The 16,362-nt window shown below is 69.6% G+C and carries 16 protein-coding genes, 1 tRNA gene and 1 riboswitch; of the genes, 6 read left to right on the top strand and 11 right to left on the bottom strand.

Annotated features, from left to right (window positions below; all coding sequences use genetic code 11):
* Nucleotides 1-34 precede the first annotated feature (34 nt).
* On the bottom strand, nt 35-1,684 hold the full coding sequence (locus tag ACZ63D_RS31420) for an MDR family MFS transporter (RefSeq protein ID WP_465357979.1): 1,650 nt from the start codon (nt 1,682-1,684) through the stop codon (nt 35-37).
* A gap of 220 nt (nt 1,685-1,904) precedes the next feature.
* Here ACZ63D_RS31420 and ACZ63D_RS31415 point away from each other — a divergent pair, with 220 nt between their 5' ends.
* Both ACZ63D_RS31415 and ACZ63D_RS31410 read left to right on the top strand, forming a co-directional pair.
* Entirely contained in the window at nt 1,905-2,312 is a 408-nt protein-coding gene (locus ACZ63D_RS31415) for a YciI family protein (protein ID WP_465357978.1), read from the top strand.
* Complete coding sequence (locus ACZ63D_RS31410; RefSeq protein WP_465357977.1) at nt 2,309-3,454, top strand: RNA polymerase sigma factor; 1,146 nt, start codon at nt 2,309-2,311, stop codon at nt 3,452-3,454. The genes ACZ63D_RS31415 and ACZ63D_RS31410 overlap by 4 nt, the downstream gene beginning before the upstream one ends.
* 35 nt (nt 3,455-3,489) lie before the next feature.
* Here ACZ63D_RS31410 and ACZ63D_RS31405 read toward each other — a convergent pair whose 3' ends face one another.
* The 3 genes from ACZ63D_RS31405 to ACZ63D_RS31395 form a co-directional block, all read right to left on the bottom strand.
* Complete coding sequence (locus ACZ63D_RS31405) at nt 3,490-4,758, bottom strand: serine hydroxymethyltransferase (RefSeq protein ID WP_465357976.1); 1,269 nt, start codon at nt 4,756-4,758, stop codon at nt 3,490-3,492.
* A 21-nt stretch (nt 4,759-4,779) separates the two neighbouring features.
* Nucleotides 4,780-4,867: riboswitch (ZMP/ZTP riboswitch) on the bottom strand.
* 46 nt (nt 4,868-4,913) lie between these two features.
* Nucleotides 4,914-5,432 carry a gamma carbonic anhydrase family protein gene (locus ACZ63D_RS31400; RefSeq protein ID WP_465357975.1) on the bottom strand — a complete coding sequence of 173 codons (519 nt, stop codon included), beginning with the start codon at nt 5,430-5,432 and terminating at the stop codon, nt 4,914-4,916.
* 19 nt (nt 5,433-5,451) lie between these two features.
* Nucleotides 5,452-6,039 carry a TetR/AcrR family transcriptional regulator gene (locus tag ACZ63D_RS31395; RefSeq protein ID WP_465357974.1) on the bottom strand — a complete coding sequence of 196 codons (588 nt, stop codon included), beginning with the start codon at nt 6,037-6,039 and terminating at the stop codon, nt 5,452-5,454.
* Between the two features lie 122 nt (nt 6,040-6,161).
* Between ACZ63D_RS31395 and ACZ63D_RS31390 the strand changes: the two genes are divergently transcribed.
* The gene (locus ACZ63D_RS31390; RefSeq protein ID WP_465357973.1) at nt 6,162-6,620 is read left to right on the top strand and encodes a GreA/GreB family elongation factor; all 459 of its coding nucleotides are present in this window, start codon (nt 6,162-6,164) and stop codon (nt 6,618-6,620) included.
* Nucleotides 6,621-6,663: 43 nt separating this feature from the next.
* On the opposite strand, the gene ACZ63D_RS31385 is transcribed toward ACZ63D_RS31390, so the two are convergent.
* The 3 genes from ACZ63D_RS31385 to ACZ63D_RS31375 all read right to left on the bottom strand — a co-directional run bounded on the left by ACZ63D_RS31385 (nt 6,664) and on the right by ACZ63D_RS31375 (nt 7,970).
* The gene (locus ACZ63D_RS31385) at nt 6,664-7,110 is read right to left on the bottom strand and encodes a hypothetical protein (protein ID WP_465357972.1); all 447 of its coding nucleotides are present in this window, start codon (nt 7,108-7,110) and stop codon (nt 6,664-6,666) included.
* Between the two features lie 103 nt (nt 7,111-7,213).
* Complete coding sequence (locus ACZ63D_RS31380) at nt 7,214-7,549, bottom strand: ArsR/SmtB family transcription factor (RefSeq protein ID WP_465357971.1); 336 nt, start codon at nt 7,547-7,549, stop codon at nt 7,214-7,216.
* On the bottom strand, nt 7,539-7,970 hold the full coding sequence (locus ACZ63D_RS31375; protein WP_465357970.1) for an SRPBCC domain-containing protein: 432 nt from the start codon (nt 7,968-7,970) through the stop codon (nt 7,539-7,541). The genes ACZ63D_RS31380 and ACZ63D_RS31375 overlap by 11 nt, the downstream gene beginning before the upstream one ends.
* Before the next feature lie 109 nt (nt 7,971-8,079).
* On the opposite strand from ACZ63D_RS31375, the gene ACZ63D_RS31370 reads away from it, so the two are divergent.
* Nucleotides 8,080-8,544: an SRPBCC family protein gene (locus ACZ63D_RS31370; protein WP_465357969.1), complete on the top strand. Its 465-nt coding sequence runs from the start codon at nt 8,080-8,082 to the stop codon at nt 8,542-8,544.
* A gap of 91 nt (nt 8,545-8,635) precedes the next feature.
* A complete protein-coding gene (locus ACZ63D_RS31365; RefSeq protein WP_465357968.1) occupies nt 8,636-9,514 on the top strand; it encodes a hypothetical protein in 879 nt (292 codons plus the stop codon).
* A gap of 75 nt (nt 9,515-9,589) precedes the next feature.
* Here the strand turns inward: ACZ63D_RS31365 and ACZ63D_RS31360 are convergent.
* Nucleotides 9,590-9,666 (bottom strand) — tRNA-Thr (locus ACZ63D_RS31360).
* A 127-nt stretch (nt 9,667-9,793) separates the two neighbouring features.
* Between ACZ63D_RS31360 and ACZ63D_RS31355 the strand changes: the two genes are divergently transcribed.
* On the top strand, nt 9,794-11,482 hold the full coding sequence (locus ACZ63D_RS31355) for a hypothetical protein (protein ID WP_465357967.1): 1,689 nt from the start codon (nt 9,794-9,796) through the stop codon (nt 11,480-11,482).
* Between the two features lie 60 nt (nt 11,483-11,542).
* Here the strand turns inward: ACZ63D_RS31355 and ACZ63D_RS31350 are convergent, their stop codons facing one another.
* The 3 genes from ACZ63D_RS31350 to ACZ63D_RS31340 all read right to left on the bottom strand — a co-directional run bounded on the left by ACZ63D_RS31350 (nt 11,543) and on the right by ACZ63D_RS31340 (nt 15,619).
* Nucleotides 11,543-12,742 carry a DNA polymerase III subunit delta' gene (locus ACZ63D_RS31350; protein WP_465357966.1) on the bottom strand — a complete coding sequence of 400 codons (1,200 nt, stop codon included), beginning with the start codon at nt 12,740-12,742 and terminating at the stop codon, nt 11,543-11,545.
* The gene (locus ACZ63D_RS31345) at nt 12,739-14,889 is read right to left on the bottom strand and encodes a bifunctional MFS transporter/dTMP kinase (protein WP_465357965.1); all 2,151 of its coding nucleotides are present in this window, start codon (nt 14,887-14,889) and stop codon (nt 12,739-12,741) included. Before ACZ63D_RS31345 ends, ACZ63D_RS31350 begins: the two co-directional genes overlap by 4 nt.
* A 148-nt stretch (nt 14,890-15,037) precedes the next feature.
* Entirely contained in the window at nt 15,038-15,619 is a 582-nt protein-coding gene (locus ACZ63D_RS31340; protein ID WP_465357964.1) for a hypothetical protein, read from the bottom strand.
* Nucleotides 15,620-16,362: the final 743 nt, after the last annotated feature.

Raw genomic sequence — 16,362 nt, 5'->3', positions numbered from 1 at the left:
ACCGCAGAGGTGGACGGCCCTTTTTACTGCCTGCTCAGCCCGCGAGGGCCAGTTCGCCCGCTTCCTGCTCGGCGCGCTGCTCCATCGCCGACTTGTCCGAAAGCGGCTTCTCCCGCAGCAGCCAGACCAGCGCGAACCCGACGGTCAGCACCGCGCCGCCGATCAGGAACACCGTGCTCATCGAGCTGGAGAACCCTTCCAGGATCGGCCGGGCGAGCACCGGGTCGAGGTGCGCCAGGAACGAGGTGTCGTTCACGTCGAGCCCGCCGCCCGCCAGCTGCCGCGCGAACTCCGGGTGCTGCGCCAGCGCCGCGGTGTAGGCCGGGGAGGCCATCGCCGAGCGGACCGCCGCCGCGATCCGGTCGCCGACCGTGCTGAACAGGATCGACAGGAACACCGCGGTGCCCGCCGTGCCGCCGATCTGCCGGAAGAACGTCACCGACGAGGTCGCGACCCCGATGTCGCGGGGCGTGACGTCGTTCGTGGCGGCCAGGGTCAGCGTCTGCATGGTCGAGCCGAGGCCGAGTCCGAGCACGAACGCGATGGCCATGACCACGCCGAGCGCGGTGTCCACGCCGATCATCGAGAACGAGAACACCGCCGCGGCCATCAGGCCGAGCCCGGCGACCGCGAAGCCCTTGTACCGGCCGGTCCGGATGATGATCCGGCCGCTGCCGAGGCTCGCGACCATGATCCCGAGGGTGAGCGGCAGCATCTGCAGCCCGGCCTGGGTCGGCGTCGCGCCCTTGACGATCTGCAGGTACAGCGGCAGCGACATCATCGCGCCGAACATCCCGATGCCCTGGATCACGGTGACCATCGTCGACACCCGGAACACCCCGCTGCGGAAGAGCCGCAACGGCAGCAGGGCGGCGTCGCCCATCCGGCGTTCCTGCAGGATGAACAGGGCCACGCCGAGCGCGCCGACCAGGTACATCGCCAGCGACGCGGGCGAACCCCAGCCCCATTCGCGGCCCTGCTCGGCGACGAGCAGCAGCGGCACGAGGCCCAGCGTCAGCGCGCCGGCTCCGAGGAAGTCGACCTTCTGGTCCACCCGGGTGTGCGGGAGGTTCAGCACCTTGCTCACGACGACCAGCGCGGCGAGCGCGATCGGGACGTTCACCATGAACACCCAGCGCCAGCCGGTCAGTCCGGCGAACGAGTCGAGCCCGGCGAAGAACCCGCCGACGACCGGGCCCGCGACGCTGGAGACGCCGAACACGGCCATGAAGTAGCCCTGGTAGCGGCTGCGTTCCCGCGGCGAGGTGATGTCGGTGATGATCGCCAGCGCGAGCGACATCAGACCGCCGGCGCCGAGCCCCTGGAACGCGCGGAACGCGGCCAGTTCGTACATCGATCCGGCCATCGCGCTCGCCAGCGAACCGGCGAGGAACAGCGAGATCGCGGTCAGGTACATCGGCTTGCGGCCGAAGAGGTCGGACAGTTTGCCGTACAGCGGCGTGGAAAGCGTCGCGGTGATCAGGTAGGCGGTGGTGGCCCAGGCCTGCAGGCTTTGTCCGTGCAGTTCGTCGGCGATGGTCTTCATCGCCGAGGACACGATGGTCTGGTCGAGGGCCGCCAGGAACATGCCGAGCATCAGTCCGGACAGAACCGTGAGGATCTGCCGGTGTGAAAGCCGTCCGTTCGTGGTGGCGCCCCCTTCCGCAGTGGCGGTGTCGCTCATGGTGGTCTCCCTCAGCGCCTGATTGAATGCTGTCGAGCTACTTGCTTGTATCTCTCAACTACTTGCTCGACACAACTGTTCCCGAAAAGCTTGCATTCATCAACCAAATATCGTGTGACGCTAATCTCTCGCCGGGCGATGTCGAGAACGGGCGGACGGCTCCGTCCCTGGCGCGAACGTGGCCGACAAGGGGTCGCCACCAGCATTGAGGAGAACCACGATGGCCAAGTACCTGCTGCTCAAGCACTACCGCGGCGCGCCGGCTTCGGTGAACGACGTCCCGATGGACCAGTGGACGCCCGAAGAGGTCACCGCCCACATCCAGTACATGCGCGACTTCGCGGACCGGCTCGTGGAGACCGGCGAGTTCGTCAGCGAGCAGGCGCTGTCCTCGGAGGGCACGTGGGTCCGCTACGACGGCGAGGGCCGCCCGCCGGTCACCGACGGCCCGTTCGCCGAGACCAAGGACGTCATCGCGGGCTGGATGATCATCGACGTCGACAGCTACGAGCGCGCGCTCGAACTGGCCGGCGAGCTGTCCGCGGCTCCCGGCGCGGGCGGCAAGCCGATCCACGAGTGGCTCGAACTGCGCCCCTGCTACGGCGTCCAGCCCTCGGTGACCGAATGAACGACGAACTGCTGCGGGAACTCGTTCCCGCGGTGATCGGCATCCTCGTCCGGCGCGGAGCGGACTTCGCGTCGGCCGAGGATGCCGTGCAGGAAGCGCTGATCCGCGCGCTGGACGCGTGGCGGGACGATCCGCCGCGCGACCCCAAGGCGTGGCTCATTTCAGCCGCGTGGCGCCGGTTCCTCGACGCCACGCGGTCGGAGTCCTCGCGCCGGGGCCGGGAAGTGGCGATGGACGCCGAGCCGCCGCCCGGTCCGGCGTCCGCGGTGGACGATTCGCTCCAGCTCTACTTCCTGTGCGCACACCCGTCTTTGACGCCGTCCTCGGCTGTCGCGCTCACGTTGCGCGCGGTCGGCGGGTTGACGACGAAGCAGATCGCGCAGGCGTATCTCGTGCCGGAAGCGACGATGGCGCAACGGATCAGCCGGGCGAAGCGGACCGTGTCCGGCGTGCGGTTCGACGCGCCCGGTGACGTCGCGACCGTGCTGCGCGTGCTGTATCTGGTGTTCAACGAAGGCTACTCGGGCGAAGTCGACCTCGCCGCCGAAGCCATCCGGCTGACCCGGCAGCTCGCGGCGGGATTCGATCATCCGGAAGTGGCCGGTCTGCTCGCCTTGATGCTGCTGCACCACGCCCGCCGGGCCGCGCGGACGAAGCCGGACGGCAGCCTCGTGCCGCTCGCCGAACAGGACCGCGGCGCTTGGGACACCCGGCTGATCGCGGAGGGCGTCGACATCCTCCAGGCGGCGCTGGCCCGCGACCAGCTCGGCGAGTACCAGGCCCAGGCCGCGATCGCCGCGCTGCATGCCGACGCTCTCGCCGCGGAGGAGACCGACTGGGTGCAGATCGTCGAGTGGTACGACGAACTGCTCGCGCTGACCGACAGTCCGATCGTCCGGCTCAACCGGGCCGTCGCGGTCGGCGAGGCGGACGGACCTCGGGCCGGGTTGAAAGCGCTGGCGGAACTGGACGACAAACTGCCCCGGCACCACGCCGTGGCGGCCTACCTCCACGAACGCGACGGAGACCTCGCCACCGCCGCCCGGCTGTACCGCGAAGCGGCGGAGAAGGCACCGAACGTCGCTGAGCGCGATCACCTGACCCGGCAGGCCGCGCGGCTCAACACGCAGCTGAAACGCTGAGGGGCCGCCCGTCCGGACGCCCCCTCAGCGAAGGATCACTCGCTGTAGCCCGGAATCGGGAACGGCTGCAGGAACTCGCGGATCTCGGCGGCGATCGCATCCAGCGCGCCGTCCTGCTGCGCCGCGGCGGCGGTCACGGTCCGGTCGATCCAGTCCGCGACCTGCACCTGGTGTTCGGGCTTGAGCCCGCGCGTGGTGATCGCCGAGGTGCCCAGCCGGATGCCGGAGGGGTCGAACGGCTTGCGCGGGTCGAACGGCACGGTGTTGTAGTTCAGCTCGATGCCCGCGCGGTCCAGCGCCTGCGCGGCGGGTTTGCCGGGCACCGCCTTGTTCGTCAGGTCGATCAGCAGCAGGTGGTTGTCCGTGCCGCCGGAAACCAGGTCGTACCCGCGCTCGACCAGCGCTTCGGCCAGTGCCTTGGCGTTCGCGACGATCGTGTGCGCGTACTCGGAGAACGACGGCTGCTGCGCCTCCCCCAGCGCGACCGCGATGGCGGCCGTCGTGTGGTTGTGCGGACCGCCCTGGAGACCAGGGAACACCGCCTTGTCGACGGCCTTGGCGTGCTCGGCGTCGGACAGGATCATCGCGCCGCGCGGACCGCGGAGGGTCTTGTGCGTGGTCGTGGTGATGACCTGCGCGTGGCCGACCGGCGACGGGTGCGCGCCGCCCGCGATCAGGCCGGCGATGTGCGCGATGTCGGCGACCAGCACGGCGTCGACCTCACGCGCGATCTCGGCGAACGCCGGGAAGTCGATGGTGCGCGGGATGGCCGTGCCGCCCGCGAAGATCAGCTTCGGCCGGTGCTGGCGGGCGAGGTCGCGGACCTGGTCGAGGTCGACGCGGCCGGTCTCCTTCCGGACGCCGTAGCGGACCGGCGTGAACCACTTGCCGGTCGCGGACACGCTCCAGCCGTGGGTGAGGTGGCCGCCGTCGGGCAGCGCCATGCCGAGCACGGTGTCGCCGGGCTGGGCGAACGCCAGGTACACCGCGAGGTTGGCCGGGGAGCCGGAGTACGGCTGGACGTTCGCGTGCTCGACGCCGAAAACGGCCTTCGCCCGCTCGATCGCCACCTGCTCGACCTGGTCGATGAACTGCTGGCCCTCGTAGTAGCGCTTGCCGGCGTAGCCCTCGGAGTACTTGTTGGTGAGCACGCTGCCGGTCGCTTCGAGCACCGCCTGCGAAACGTAGTTCTCGGACGCGATCAGGCGGATCTTGTCGTGCTGGCGTTTCGCCTCGTCCTCGACGAGACCGGCGATCTGAGGATCCGCCGCGGACAGTGCGGACAAGGCGGGCTGGTGTGTCATGGCGTACTCCGGCTCTGCAGTGGCCATCACCCAGGCGCGCGGTGCCGGCCTCGTCGTCGCTCCCCGGTGGTGCTCCACCTCTTGAATGGCGCCAGTCGCTGCTGCGGACGCAGTTTAGTGCACCGCGCCAGAGCGTCCGGCCAGCGGGAAACGGCTCAGACCTGCTCGATGCCGCCGCGGTGGCGCCGCGCGAGTTCCTGGTAGACCGCCGCGTTGTGCTCGACCCACACTCGCGCGGAATCGGTGAGTTCCACGAACTTCTTCGCCGGGCTGCCCATCGCGATCGTCTCCGCCGGGACCTCGGTGCCCGGCGTGACCGTCGACCCCGCGGCGACGAACGCGCGCGGTCCGATCACCGCTCGGTCGAGCACCGTGGAACCGTTGCCGATCAACGCCTGTTCGCCGACCGTGCAGTCGTGCACGAGGCACTGGTGCCCCACGGTCACGTTGCGGCCGACCTCGGTCGTCTCGGGTCCGGAGTGGATCACCGAGTTGTCCTGGATGTTCGCGCCCTCGCGGATGACGATCGGGCCGAAATCCGCGCGGATCACCGCGCCGTACCAAACCGAAGCGTCCTTCTCGACGGTCACGTTGCCGATCAGGGTGGCGGTGGGGGCGATCCAGGCGTCCGGGTGAACCTGCGGGCTGACGCCGTCCAAGGAGAACAAAGGCATGCCGGGAGCCTAAGCGGCGTCAGCGGTATCCGGCGAAGCAGAGCGCCTCGATGTCGCCGCGCAGGCTCGCGGACGACCGCGGCCGGACCCGTTGCTGCACCACCGCGCCGAGCAGATAGCTCAGCAGCGAGCGGGCGCGGGCACGCGGATCGTCGACGTCGAGCGGGGCGAGGAGTTCGACGAGCAGTTCGGTGATCGAGGTGAGCATGGCGTCGATCGCCTGCGGATGCTGTGCGCGGCCGGCCGCGATCCAGTACTCGAACCAGAGGAAGGCACCGTGCGGATGGTCGGCGAACTCGGCGAGATAGGCCTCGGTCACCGCGAAAAGCCGTTTGCGCGGGTCGGAGTGCTTGTCCGCGACCTTGCGCAGTTCCGCCACGAAAGTGTTGATGTGCGCGGCCATCGCCCGGTCGATGAGCACGTCGATGTCGGCGAAGTAGTAGTGGATCGCGCTCTTGGTGAGCGGCCCGGCTTCGGCGATGGCGCGTACCGTGCAGCCGGCGAGCCCTTCGCGGGCGAGGACCTTGCGAGCCGCCTCGACGATCAGTTCCTGCTTCTGCAACTGGTTGGGCGACAGCTGGGTGCTGCGGCCGGGCACGGCGGTCACGGTGATCCTCGTTACGTTTGTCAGGACGGCAGCCCCGAATCCTAGGCCAGTCGTCCCAACGTCTTCCGGCGGGTGAAAAACCGGATTGGCCACCCCGGTCCGCGCAGCGGACAATGCCCGGCATGGTGATCTCAGGGGACAAGGGGCTCAGCGAGGCGGCGCGCCGTCAGCTGGAGAAGGAAATCGCGGACCTGCGCGCGCAACGGGAGGCGCTGTCTCCGCAGCCGGGCGAGCAGGAACGCACGGGGGACGCCGCCGACCAGGCGGACGTGATCGACCGCGCCGAGGCAGCGGCGCGACTGGACCGGCAGATCGCCGAAGTCACCGCGAAGCTGGAGCACGGCGCGTACGACAGCTCGCTGCTTCCGGACGGCACGCGCGTTTCGCTGCGTTTTTCCGATGGTGACGAGGAAGAGTTCACCGTGGTGACCCTTCCCGGCGAGGACGCCGACGCGATCACGTCGGACAGCCCGCTCGGCCTCGCGCTGGCGAACGCGAAGGCAGGCGAGGAAATCAGCTACCGCACCCCGCGCGGGCAAGCCACCGCGACGGTGCTGAAACTGACGCCGCCCGCCAACTGACCACATAGGACAGTGGCCGCCCCGGTTTCCGGGGCGGCCACTGTCATTTGTCCGCGTTGGCCACGGTTTCGGCTTGATACGCGTAGACCGCGTCGGTCTCGACCGCGACGTGCCAGCCAGCGCAGTCCTTGTCCATCCGCTTGTGCTCGCCGGTCGGCCACCAGTCCGCGGTGAGCGTCGGAGCCTTCGCTTCGGCTTTCCCTGGCTTGCACAGCGCGGGCAGACCCGAAGAACCTGGCTGGTAGCGCAGAATCCGCTCCGAACCCGTGGTGCGGATCAGCTCGGTGACCGACTTCGCGTCATCCGGCACCCATGCCGGAAGCCGGGCGTCCGAGTTGGCCTTGCCCTGCTTTCCGGTGTCGTAGGAAACCGCCTTCACGTGGCCGTTCGACTTCTCCTCGACCGAGGCGCCGAGACCGCACGACGCGACCGTCGCCATGGCCGCGATCCCGGCCGCTGCCAGTACCGCCTTGTTCCACACGCTGTTCATGGCTTCCAGTCAACCGAGGCTGGCGTGGCCCGCCCTCGTTCTTCCGGCCCTTGCTGCTGGCCAGTCGGCCGACCTTCGTCCCTCGGATGAGTGAAATCGCGGGTCATTCTTCGCCGTCGAGGTGAGCCCGCAGCGCGGCGAGCGGACCGTCCCAGTCCCGGGCGAGCGCGGCGAGGAACTGCTGCGCGACCCGCATCGGCGCGGAATCGAGCCGGTACCGCACCCGGCGCCGCTCGCCGGGTTCCGCGGCGACCAGTCCGGCGTCGGACAGCAGGCCGAGGTGTTTGGCGATCGCCTGCCGGGTGATCGGAAGCCGGGCCGCGAGATCCGTCGCCGTCGCCGGACCGCGCGCGGCCAGCTCGGCGAGGATCGCGCGTCGCGTCGGATCGGCGAGCGCGGCGAAAACCTGCTCGGCGACCGCTTCGGAGTCAGCCGGCATCGAGACTGGCCGCCAGCTCGTCCAGTTCGCGCGCCCAGCCTTCGCCGTGCGAGCGGTAGGTGGCCGGGTATTGGCTGTCCGGCAGCTGCGCGAACCCGGATTCGACCACGGTGAGCCGGGTTCCCGCGTCGTGCGCCCGCAGGGTGAACTCGACGTACGTGCGTCGCGGGTCGTCCTCCGGCATCCCGTCGACCTGCCAGGTGAACCCGAACACCACCGGCTCCTCGACGCGCTCGACCCGGATCTCGGCAGCGCGCTCGCCGATCCACGCGACCCGCCCGAGACCGCCCGGGCGCAGGTCGAGCTCGGCCTCGTCGCCGAACCAGGCGCGCAGGCCGTCGGCCGTGGTCAGCGCCGTCCACACAGTCGCGGGCGGCTGCGCCAGCTCGACCGTCCGCTCGATGCGGTCGGGAAACCCCATGCCGTGCTCCTTCCGGGCCGAGCCTAGGCAACCACACCCCTTGACGCCACCATATGGTTGCCATAGTGTCGCAACCATCCAGTTGCATTACTTGCCGAAAGGAAGACCGATGAACTCCTTCACCACCGAGCTGACCGTCAACCGCACCCCCGAGGAGGTCTTCGCCGCGATCACCGACGTCCGAGCCTGGTTCAGCGAGTCGATCACCGGCATCGCGACGGCGGTCGGCGACGAGTTCTCGTTCATCGACAAGAGCATCCCGACGAGCCGGATCCGGGTCACCGAACTCGTGCCCGGCCGCCGGATCGCCTGGCACGTCGAAGACGCGTACATCGCCTTCATCGACCAGCACGACGAGTGGAACGACACCCGGATGACCTTCGACATCACGCCCGGCGCGGGCGGTACGACGCTGCGCTTCACTCATCACGGCCTCACTCCGGAGAGCGCCTGCTACCGCGATTGCTCCCGAGGCTGGACGAGCTGCGTCAAGAGCCTGGGGACGTTGCTGACCACCGGCGTCGGCGAGCCGATCCCGAAATCGGAAGCCCCGGAAGGCCAGCCCGCCGAGTAATTCCGGCCGAATTCGCTGATCGCGGGTCAGCGGGGCAAGCGTTGTGCTAGGCAAGCGGGATGCGAAGATCCTTTTCCGTCAAGGAAATCCCGTGAACGATGACGTCTCCCAGAACCTCGTCGTCTTCCGGATCAACGGCCTCCCCGAACCCGTGCTGGCCAGCGCACCCACCCAGGCCGAGGACGCTGTCGAGCAGGCCTGGGCCAGCGTCCGGCGACAGCACAAGGTGCGCGGGTCCGCGGTTTCGGCGGTGTACAGCGAATGGCAGCCTTCCGCGGCCGACCAGAAATTCATGGCCAAGAATTTCCGGAAGGCCGAGTGCACCTACAGTTTTCCCCGACCAGCTCCCGGTGAGTGGGACAGCGCATTCTCCCAAGCCCGCGCGCTGATAGCCGAAGCCCGGGAAAAGGAAAGCGAACAAGAGGTGCTGCCGATCCTCTGGAGCGCGTCCTCACCGCGCGCCGAGCTGCTCGAGGCACTACCGCACCGCCCGCTCGTGCCCGGCAAGCTGTCGGTCGCGCTCGCGGTGGTGTCACGGACGCCAGAGGGCAACATCGGATTGGACCACGTCACCCGGCACGTGCAGAAGCAGATAGGCGAGCCGCTCGAGAAACTTCTCGACATCGGGTTCGGCTATCTGACCCGCGGGCTGAAGTTCGAGGTGCGCAGTTCAGGCGAGAACGTACTGGTCTCGCTCACCAGGGAGAACCATCTGGCGGCATCCGCGCTCGCGCTGCCCGATCTGCACGCGCGGCTGTCGCCGCACCTCGGGACAGGAGACTTGATCGTCGGCCTGCCTTGCCCGGACGGGATGCACATCGCCAGGGAAGGTTCCCGCCCGGCGGAAATCATCCGGGAGCAGGTGCTCGCTTCGCCATACGAGACGACAGAACTGGTCCCGTCAGTCCTGCGGCTCGGCCCCGGCGGGCTGGAGCTGCTCGCCGAACGAGACGGTGCCCCTAACGGGTGAATCCGGGGAAGCCGAGCGTCCCGCCCGGAAACGACTCAGGCCCCATCCGAACCGCTTCGGATGGGGCCTGAGTGGTGGAGCCGCCTGGGGGAATCGAACCCCCGACCTATTCATTACGAGTGAATCGCTCTGGCCGACTGAGCTAAGGCGGCATGCCGCTGTGCGACGTCGACCAGTGTAGCGGAGGCGTGGCGCGTCACCTTGCGGGGGCCGCGTCGTTAGGCTCCTATGACTTCGGTCTCACTCCCCGACCCGGCGATCACCTGGAGGACCCGGCACATGCAGCGAAGACTGCCCCGCGCGCTGGCGGTACCCGCAACTGCCGCGTTGCTGCTGCTTCTGGCCGCGCCGGCCGGTGCGCAGGAGATTCCCACGACGCCGATTCCGCAGCCGAACAACCCCTCGCAGCCGCCCGCGTCGGCACCTGTCGGACCGCAGCCGCTCGGGCGCGCGGTCGGTGACGCGGGCACGGCGCTCGGCGTCCTGCGGCTGTTGCCGAACTCGGTCACCACGAGCACCATCCTTCCGGGCTTCGGGCAGACGCTGCCGAAGCAGTCCGCGCTCGAGGCGGGCATGGGTCTGTCCAGCGCGTCGGCGAACTCGGAGGCCTATCTGGCCTACGAGAAGGCGATCGCGCAGTCGTCGCCGTTCGGGCTGGCTGTCGGGGGCCAGGCGCCGCAGACGCCGGGCAGCCTCGTGCAGACCGCGCTGCCGGACAACCCGAAGGAGATCAGCGGCGGCCTGAACGCGCCGTCAAACCCGCTGCTGAACATCGGGCTGCTCAACGGCACCGCGCACGCCCGCTGGAGCGAATCGCTCGGCCCGTGCGTCGACACGATCGCGGACGCCAGCACGTCCGTCGCGAGCCTGTCGCTGCTGAACGTCATCCCGACGCTCCCGCAGGTCCCATTGCTCGGCGGCGGCGGGCTGAACCTGCCGCAGGGCACTCAGCTCGCGCAGGGTTTCGACCCGAAGAGCGGGCTGCAGAGCCTCGGCGGACTGCTGCCCGGCAGCGGCCAGACGCCCGCCGCGGGCACCGGTTCGCTGCTGAGCCTGCCCAACACGCTGTCCTCGCGGTCGCAGGTCAAGCTCGTCGACATCCCCGGTTCGAAGAACAAGGCGGTGCAGTCGAAGTCCACGCTGCAGGCGGCGGACATCAACATCCTCAAGGGCACCCCGCTGGAGCTGAACCTCAAGGTGGCCAGCCAGCCGACCCTGACCGTCACCTCCACCGGCGACGCGAAGACGTCCACGGTCGACTACCAGGCTCCGGTGATCACCATCGCGGCCGGCGGCAAGACGCTGTACACGCTCGACGCGGCGCATCCGACCAAGGACATCCCGATCGGCCTGCCGCTCGCACCGCTGAACCAGCAGTTCGGCGACTTGGCGAACGTGCCGGTGGTCGGCGGCCTCGTCGCCACCATGCAGAAGGGCGTTCAGCAGCTCAGCGACACCGCTGGGAAGGTGCTCGACCTCGGCGTGCTGCGGTTGAGCATCGCGAACCTCGAACAAAAGCAGTCCGAAGCGACCACGCCGTTCAAGGGCTACCAGATCGGCGCGGCGGCTCGGCTGCTCGACCTCCAGGTGCTGCCGACGCAGAAGTTGAAGGAACTGCTGCCGAAGCAGGCGGGCGACAACCTGCCGTCGTCGCTGACGCAGCTGTCGCTGGGCGAGCAGATCGCCCGCTCGTACGCCCCGGCCGGCGGCGTCGTGTGCGGTACGACGACGACTCCGCCCGCCCCGCCGCAGGGCGGTGCCGCTCCGGCGGGCCCGGTGAAGCACCTGGCCTACACGAACGGCGCGTACGACACGGTGCCGCTGTTCTGGACGGGCACGGCGATGCTGCTGATGGGCGTGGTCATGGTCGCGGCGTTCCCGAACCGGCGGCGTCCCGCGCTGGTGTTGAAGCGGCCGTCCGGCGGTCCGGACACTCCGTTCAAGCCGTCACCGCATCCGCGCGATTGACGCGCTAGCCAAGGAAACGGCCCCCTCGCTGCTGGCGAGGGGGCCGTTTTCGTGAGCGGGTCAGCCTTGGCGAAGCGTGGTGACCATGGCTTCCACCGCGATTCTCGGCTTCACGTTCAGCCCGATCGCCTCGCGGCATTCCAGCACCGCCTCCAGGCGGCGCAGCGTCGACTCCGGCGACCAGGACGCCGCGGCCGAGTTGATCTGCTCGGCATGGTCGGGATGCGTCAGCGTCGCACCGGAACCCGTGGTCGTGACGAGGACGTCGCGGTAGAAACCAGCCAGGTCGACCAGGGCGAGGTCGAGGGTGTCGCGCTGGGTTCGCGTCGCGCGGGACTTCTGGCGCTTCTCCAGCTGCTTCACCGCGGCCTCGGCGGCACGTTTCGCTCCGGCGACCCCCTTGCCGGTGCCGTCGCCGCCCATCGCGGTGCGCAGTTCGGAGCGTTCCTGCTCGTCGCGGCCCTTGCTTTCCTCGCCCGCGTCCGCTTCCGCCGCGCTGATCAGCTGGTCGGCGCTGGTGAAAACGTCGTCCGGACGGCGCAGCCCGAGCGGGATCCGCAGCACGGTGGCGCGACGCTGCCGGGCGGCCTCGTCGGTGGCGAGCCGGCGCGCACGGCCGACGTGGCCGTTGCACACCGCCGCGGCCCAGTTGGCTCGCTCCGGGTCGACGCCGTCCCGGGAGATCAACACCTGTGCGATCGCCTCCGCGGGCGGCGTGCGCAGCGGGACTAACCGGCATCGCGAACGGATGGTGACCGAAACGTCCTCTGGGTGATCCGATGGCGCGCACAGCAGGAAAACCGTGCGGGCCGGCGGCTCTTCCACGGCCTTGAGCAGCGCGTTCGACGCGCCCTCGGTGAGCCGATCGGCGTCCTCGATGATCACGACCTGCCATTCGCCGGTCGTCGGCCGACGCGCAGCCGCCTGCACTAGCGCGCGCATCTCGGCGACCGAAATGGACAGTCCTTCCGGAGCGACCAGCCGCACGTCCGCGTGGGTTCCGGCCATCGTCGTGTGACAGCCGGGGCAAGCGCCGCAGCCGGTTCCGGTGCTGCACTGCAAGGCCGCGGCGAACGTGCGCGCGGCGACCGAACGGCCGGAGCCCGGCGGTCCGGTAAGGAGCCACGCGTGCGTCATCGCCGCTGGCGCGACCGGTTCTCCGGCAACGATTTTCGCTGCCGCGGCCGCCGCGGTGGACAGTGTTTCCACGGCGGGTTCCTGGCCGACGAGTTCAGTCCAGACACCGATCGGGGTCGTCACCGATCCTCCACTTTGGACACTACAGGCAGTGCGTCCGCGCCGTTGTGCGTCGCTTCCGCTTCGGCGGCCGCTGCCTCGGCGGCATCGGCTTGCGCCGTGTCTTCGGGCTGTTCGGGTTCCTCCTCCGCCGGTTCCGCGGGGGCGAGCCCGGCGAGCGAGCCGACAAAGACCGACTGGACCGCGCTGCGGACGCGGCCCGCGACGTCACGATCGGAGCCCTCGGCGTCGACCACGACGTACCGGTCCGGGTCGGCGGCAGCCATCTCGGTGAGCAGCTTCTGCACCCACAGCTGGTCTTTCAGCGACGGCCGCGGATCGTCTGGATGCTCGGAGTCGAGAAGCACGGTGAGGTCCGGGCGGAGCCGTCCGGTGGCCCAGTCGACCAGCCCTTCCAGCTCGTCGCGGTCCAGCTCGCCCGCCGCGGACAGCGACGCGAGCGGGGAGTCGACGAAGCGCTCCATGACGACCACGGAACCCGCGTCGAGAGCGGGCTGGATCTCGCGTTCCACCAGTTCGGCGCGCACGGCCGCGGCCACGAGCGCCTGCGCCCGCACCCCGGTGAGGGCGGCGTCCGAGACCAGCGTGCGGAACCGCCGTTCGCCGAGCGCCGGGTCCGCGGTGAGGACGACCGGGCGGGTGCCGGTGCCGAGCCAGCGCGCGAGCCGTGCGGCCTGCTCGGCGGTGTTGACGGCGGTGGTGCCCTCGACGGCGATCAGGAAACCGTTGACCCGCCGCGGGTTGCGGCGCAGCGCGTTGCGCAGGTCGCTGAAGATCTTTTCGGTGCGCCGCTCGTCCATCTGCCGGTAGGCGATGATCCCGAGCAGCACGGCGAGCAGGCCGCCGCCGAGGATGACCGGACGAGTGCCGTCGACGATGATCGGGGTGCCGAACAGGTCGACCTTGCGCTGCCGGACCAGGCCGATCAGCACCGGCGTGACCACCGTCGCGCCGAACAGCACGATCTTGAGCATCGCCTGGTAGATCGCGTTGATCCGGCCGCGGATCGCGTCCTCGACGCGGGAGCCGATGATCGTGACGCCGGTGAGGAAGGCGGTGCCGGCGCAGACGCCGACGAAGGCGACCGCGGCCACCGAAATCGACAGGTGCGGCGACAGCGCGACGACGCCGAGCGCGAGCCCGGCGAGGACGATCGAGATGCCGAACAGCCGGTCGTGCGGGAGCCGGTGCGCGAGCTTCGGGGCGAGCGCCATGCCGGTGGCCAGGCCGATGAAGACGGCCAGCATCAGCAGGTTGAACGCCGCGTCGCCGCCGAGCAGCGACGACGAGTACGGCTTGGCCGCGCCGATGACCGCGCCACCGGCCGCGAACGCGCCGAAGGCACCGATCAGCAGGCCGCGGACGATCGGCGTGCTGCGGACGAACTTGAGCCCGTCGCGCATCATCGCGCCGAAGCCGAACTTCTCCTCGTCGGCCCGCTTGACCTTCTGCTGCGGCAGCGAGTGGACGTCGCGCAGGGACAGCTCGGGGATGCGGGTGGCGACGAGGATGCCGCTGGTCAGGTACAGCAGACCGGTGATGACGACGACGACCTTGGCGATGTAGAGGTCGACGCCGGGTCCCTGGAAGAGGTGGAACGTGGAGTTCGCGCCGAGGATCAGCGCGTTGGCCCCGGCGGCGGTGATGACGGCGAGGCCGTAGGTCATCACCATGCCGAGCTGGTTGGCGGTCTCCACCTGCTCGGGACGGCGCAGCAGGTTCGGCACCGCGGCGTCCTTGGACGGGATCCACATGATCGAACAGCAGCCGACCAGGAAGTTCGCCACGAACAGCCACCACGGCGCCCCGACCACGGCGATCGAGAGCAGGAATCCGCAGCGCAGCAGGTCGCAGACGACCATGATCTTGCGCCGGTCGAACCGGTCCGCGAGCAGGCCGCCGATGGGCGCGAAGAGCAGGCCGGGCAGCAACGCGGTGACGATGACGCCGACGAACGCGTAGTTCTGCGCGGAGTAGTTGTCGAGGAGCTTGGTGCTCAGGCTGGTCAGGTTCAGCAGGTTCAGCCAGTCGGCGACACTGCACAGATACGTGACGCCCCACAGCCGACGAAATGGCTTGATCGCCAGCACCCGGCGGGCCCGGTGGATCGTGGACGTCCCACCCGATCCGCCCGAGCCGGTGCCCGGCACCGCCCGTACGCCCTCGCTGATACGCCCACCCCACTTGTCACGGCGGAGTCAGGCGACCCCTGCGGATCCCCCGACCGTGTAGCCGCCAGGGTAGTCCCGCCGCGCACGCGAGTACGGCACGCCCCGTGATATACGAGGTCAGCCGGTGTCAGCCGAACAGCCCCTTCACACTGCTCACCAGGCTAGCGATGAGCTCGATCGCGACGATTCCGAACACGATGAGCAACACCACAGCGAGCACCACGCCCGCCGTACTGCTGGACGGCCGCCCGAAGCTGGGCATGCTGAGCGCGGGCAGCCCCCGCCGGCTCTGCCGTCCGGCGAGCTCTTCCTCGATGTCGTCGTCGGCGATCTCGGTGACGCGCTTCGGCCGCGGCCGGGGCACCTTTTTCAGCAGCTGAGGAGCCTTGGTCGGCCACGTCCGCTGCCGGGGAAGCAGCCCGAGCGGAACCAGATCCGGGCGCTCGGAAGGCGGGATCGGATTCGGCGTCTTGACGACTTCTTTCTTCTTGGCTTCCTCTTTCAGCGCGGCCTCGACCATCCGCTTGACCTCTTCGGGGTCATGCTGAACCGGCTTGGCGGTCGGCAACGGCCGCGGCCCGCGGCCCGACGCCATCTCGAACCCGGACAACGGATCGGAGAACCGCTCGCCCCCGACGTCGCCGGCCAACGTCCCGTCCTGGCCGGGCCCGGAGGCGGGAAAAAACGGAGTCCCGTCGCTCGTGCTCATGGTGACCACCTCACTACGGAATGTCCGCCGAGTCCAGTGTCGGCGAGAGTACCGGCTCCCGCATCCACCCAATGGCGGCAGAACCACTACTGCCCGGGGTAGCGGGGAGGGACTGGGGTGGCTCAGCTGGGCCGTGCCGGGACTCGGTCCCGCCACACCTGGTTCCGCCACACCAGGCTCCGCCAAGCCACGCTGCGCCGCCTGCCAGCCCCAGCTCGATCGGGCGAGCCCAGCCGTGCTGGCCAGCCGCCGGGGACACGCCAGAGCGCTGGTTCACGGCCTGGCCCGGCCTCAGCTTGCACGAAGCAGGCTCGCGGGAACCCGCCGTACGCACAGCGTGCCTAGACATGATTCAGCCGCTCTCGGCCGAACCAGGCCGCGACCGCCGGTCCGAGCTCAGCCCGAACCGGCACGAACCAGGCTTGCGGGAACCTCTCGCGCGCACAGCGCGCCTAGGCACGATTCAGCCCCCTCGGCCGAACCAGGCCGCGATCGCCAGTCTGAGCTCAGCCCCAACCGGCACGAACCAGGCTCGCGGGAACCTGTCGTACGCACAGCGCGCCTAGGCACGATTCAGCCCCCTCGGCCGAACCAGGCCGCAAACGCCGGTCCGAGCTCAGCCCGAACCGGCACGAACCAGGCTCGCGGGAACCTCTCGCGCGCACAGCGCGCCTAGGCACGATTCAGCCCCCTCGGCCGAACCAGGCCGCGATCGCCAGTCTGAGCTCAGCCCCAACCGGCAC

The sequence above is a fragment of the Amycolatopsis sp. NPDC104775 genome, assembly GCF_055583325.1.
This window is presented reverse-complemented; position numbering and strand designations above follow the sequence as displayed.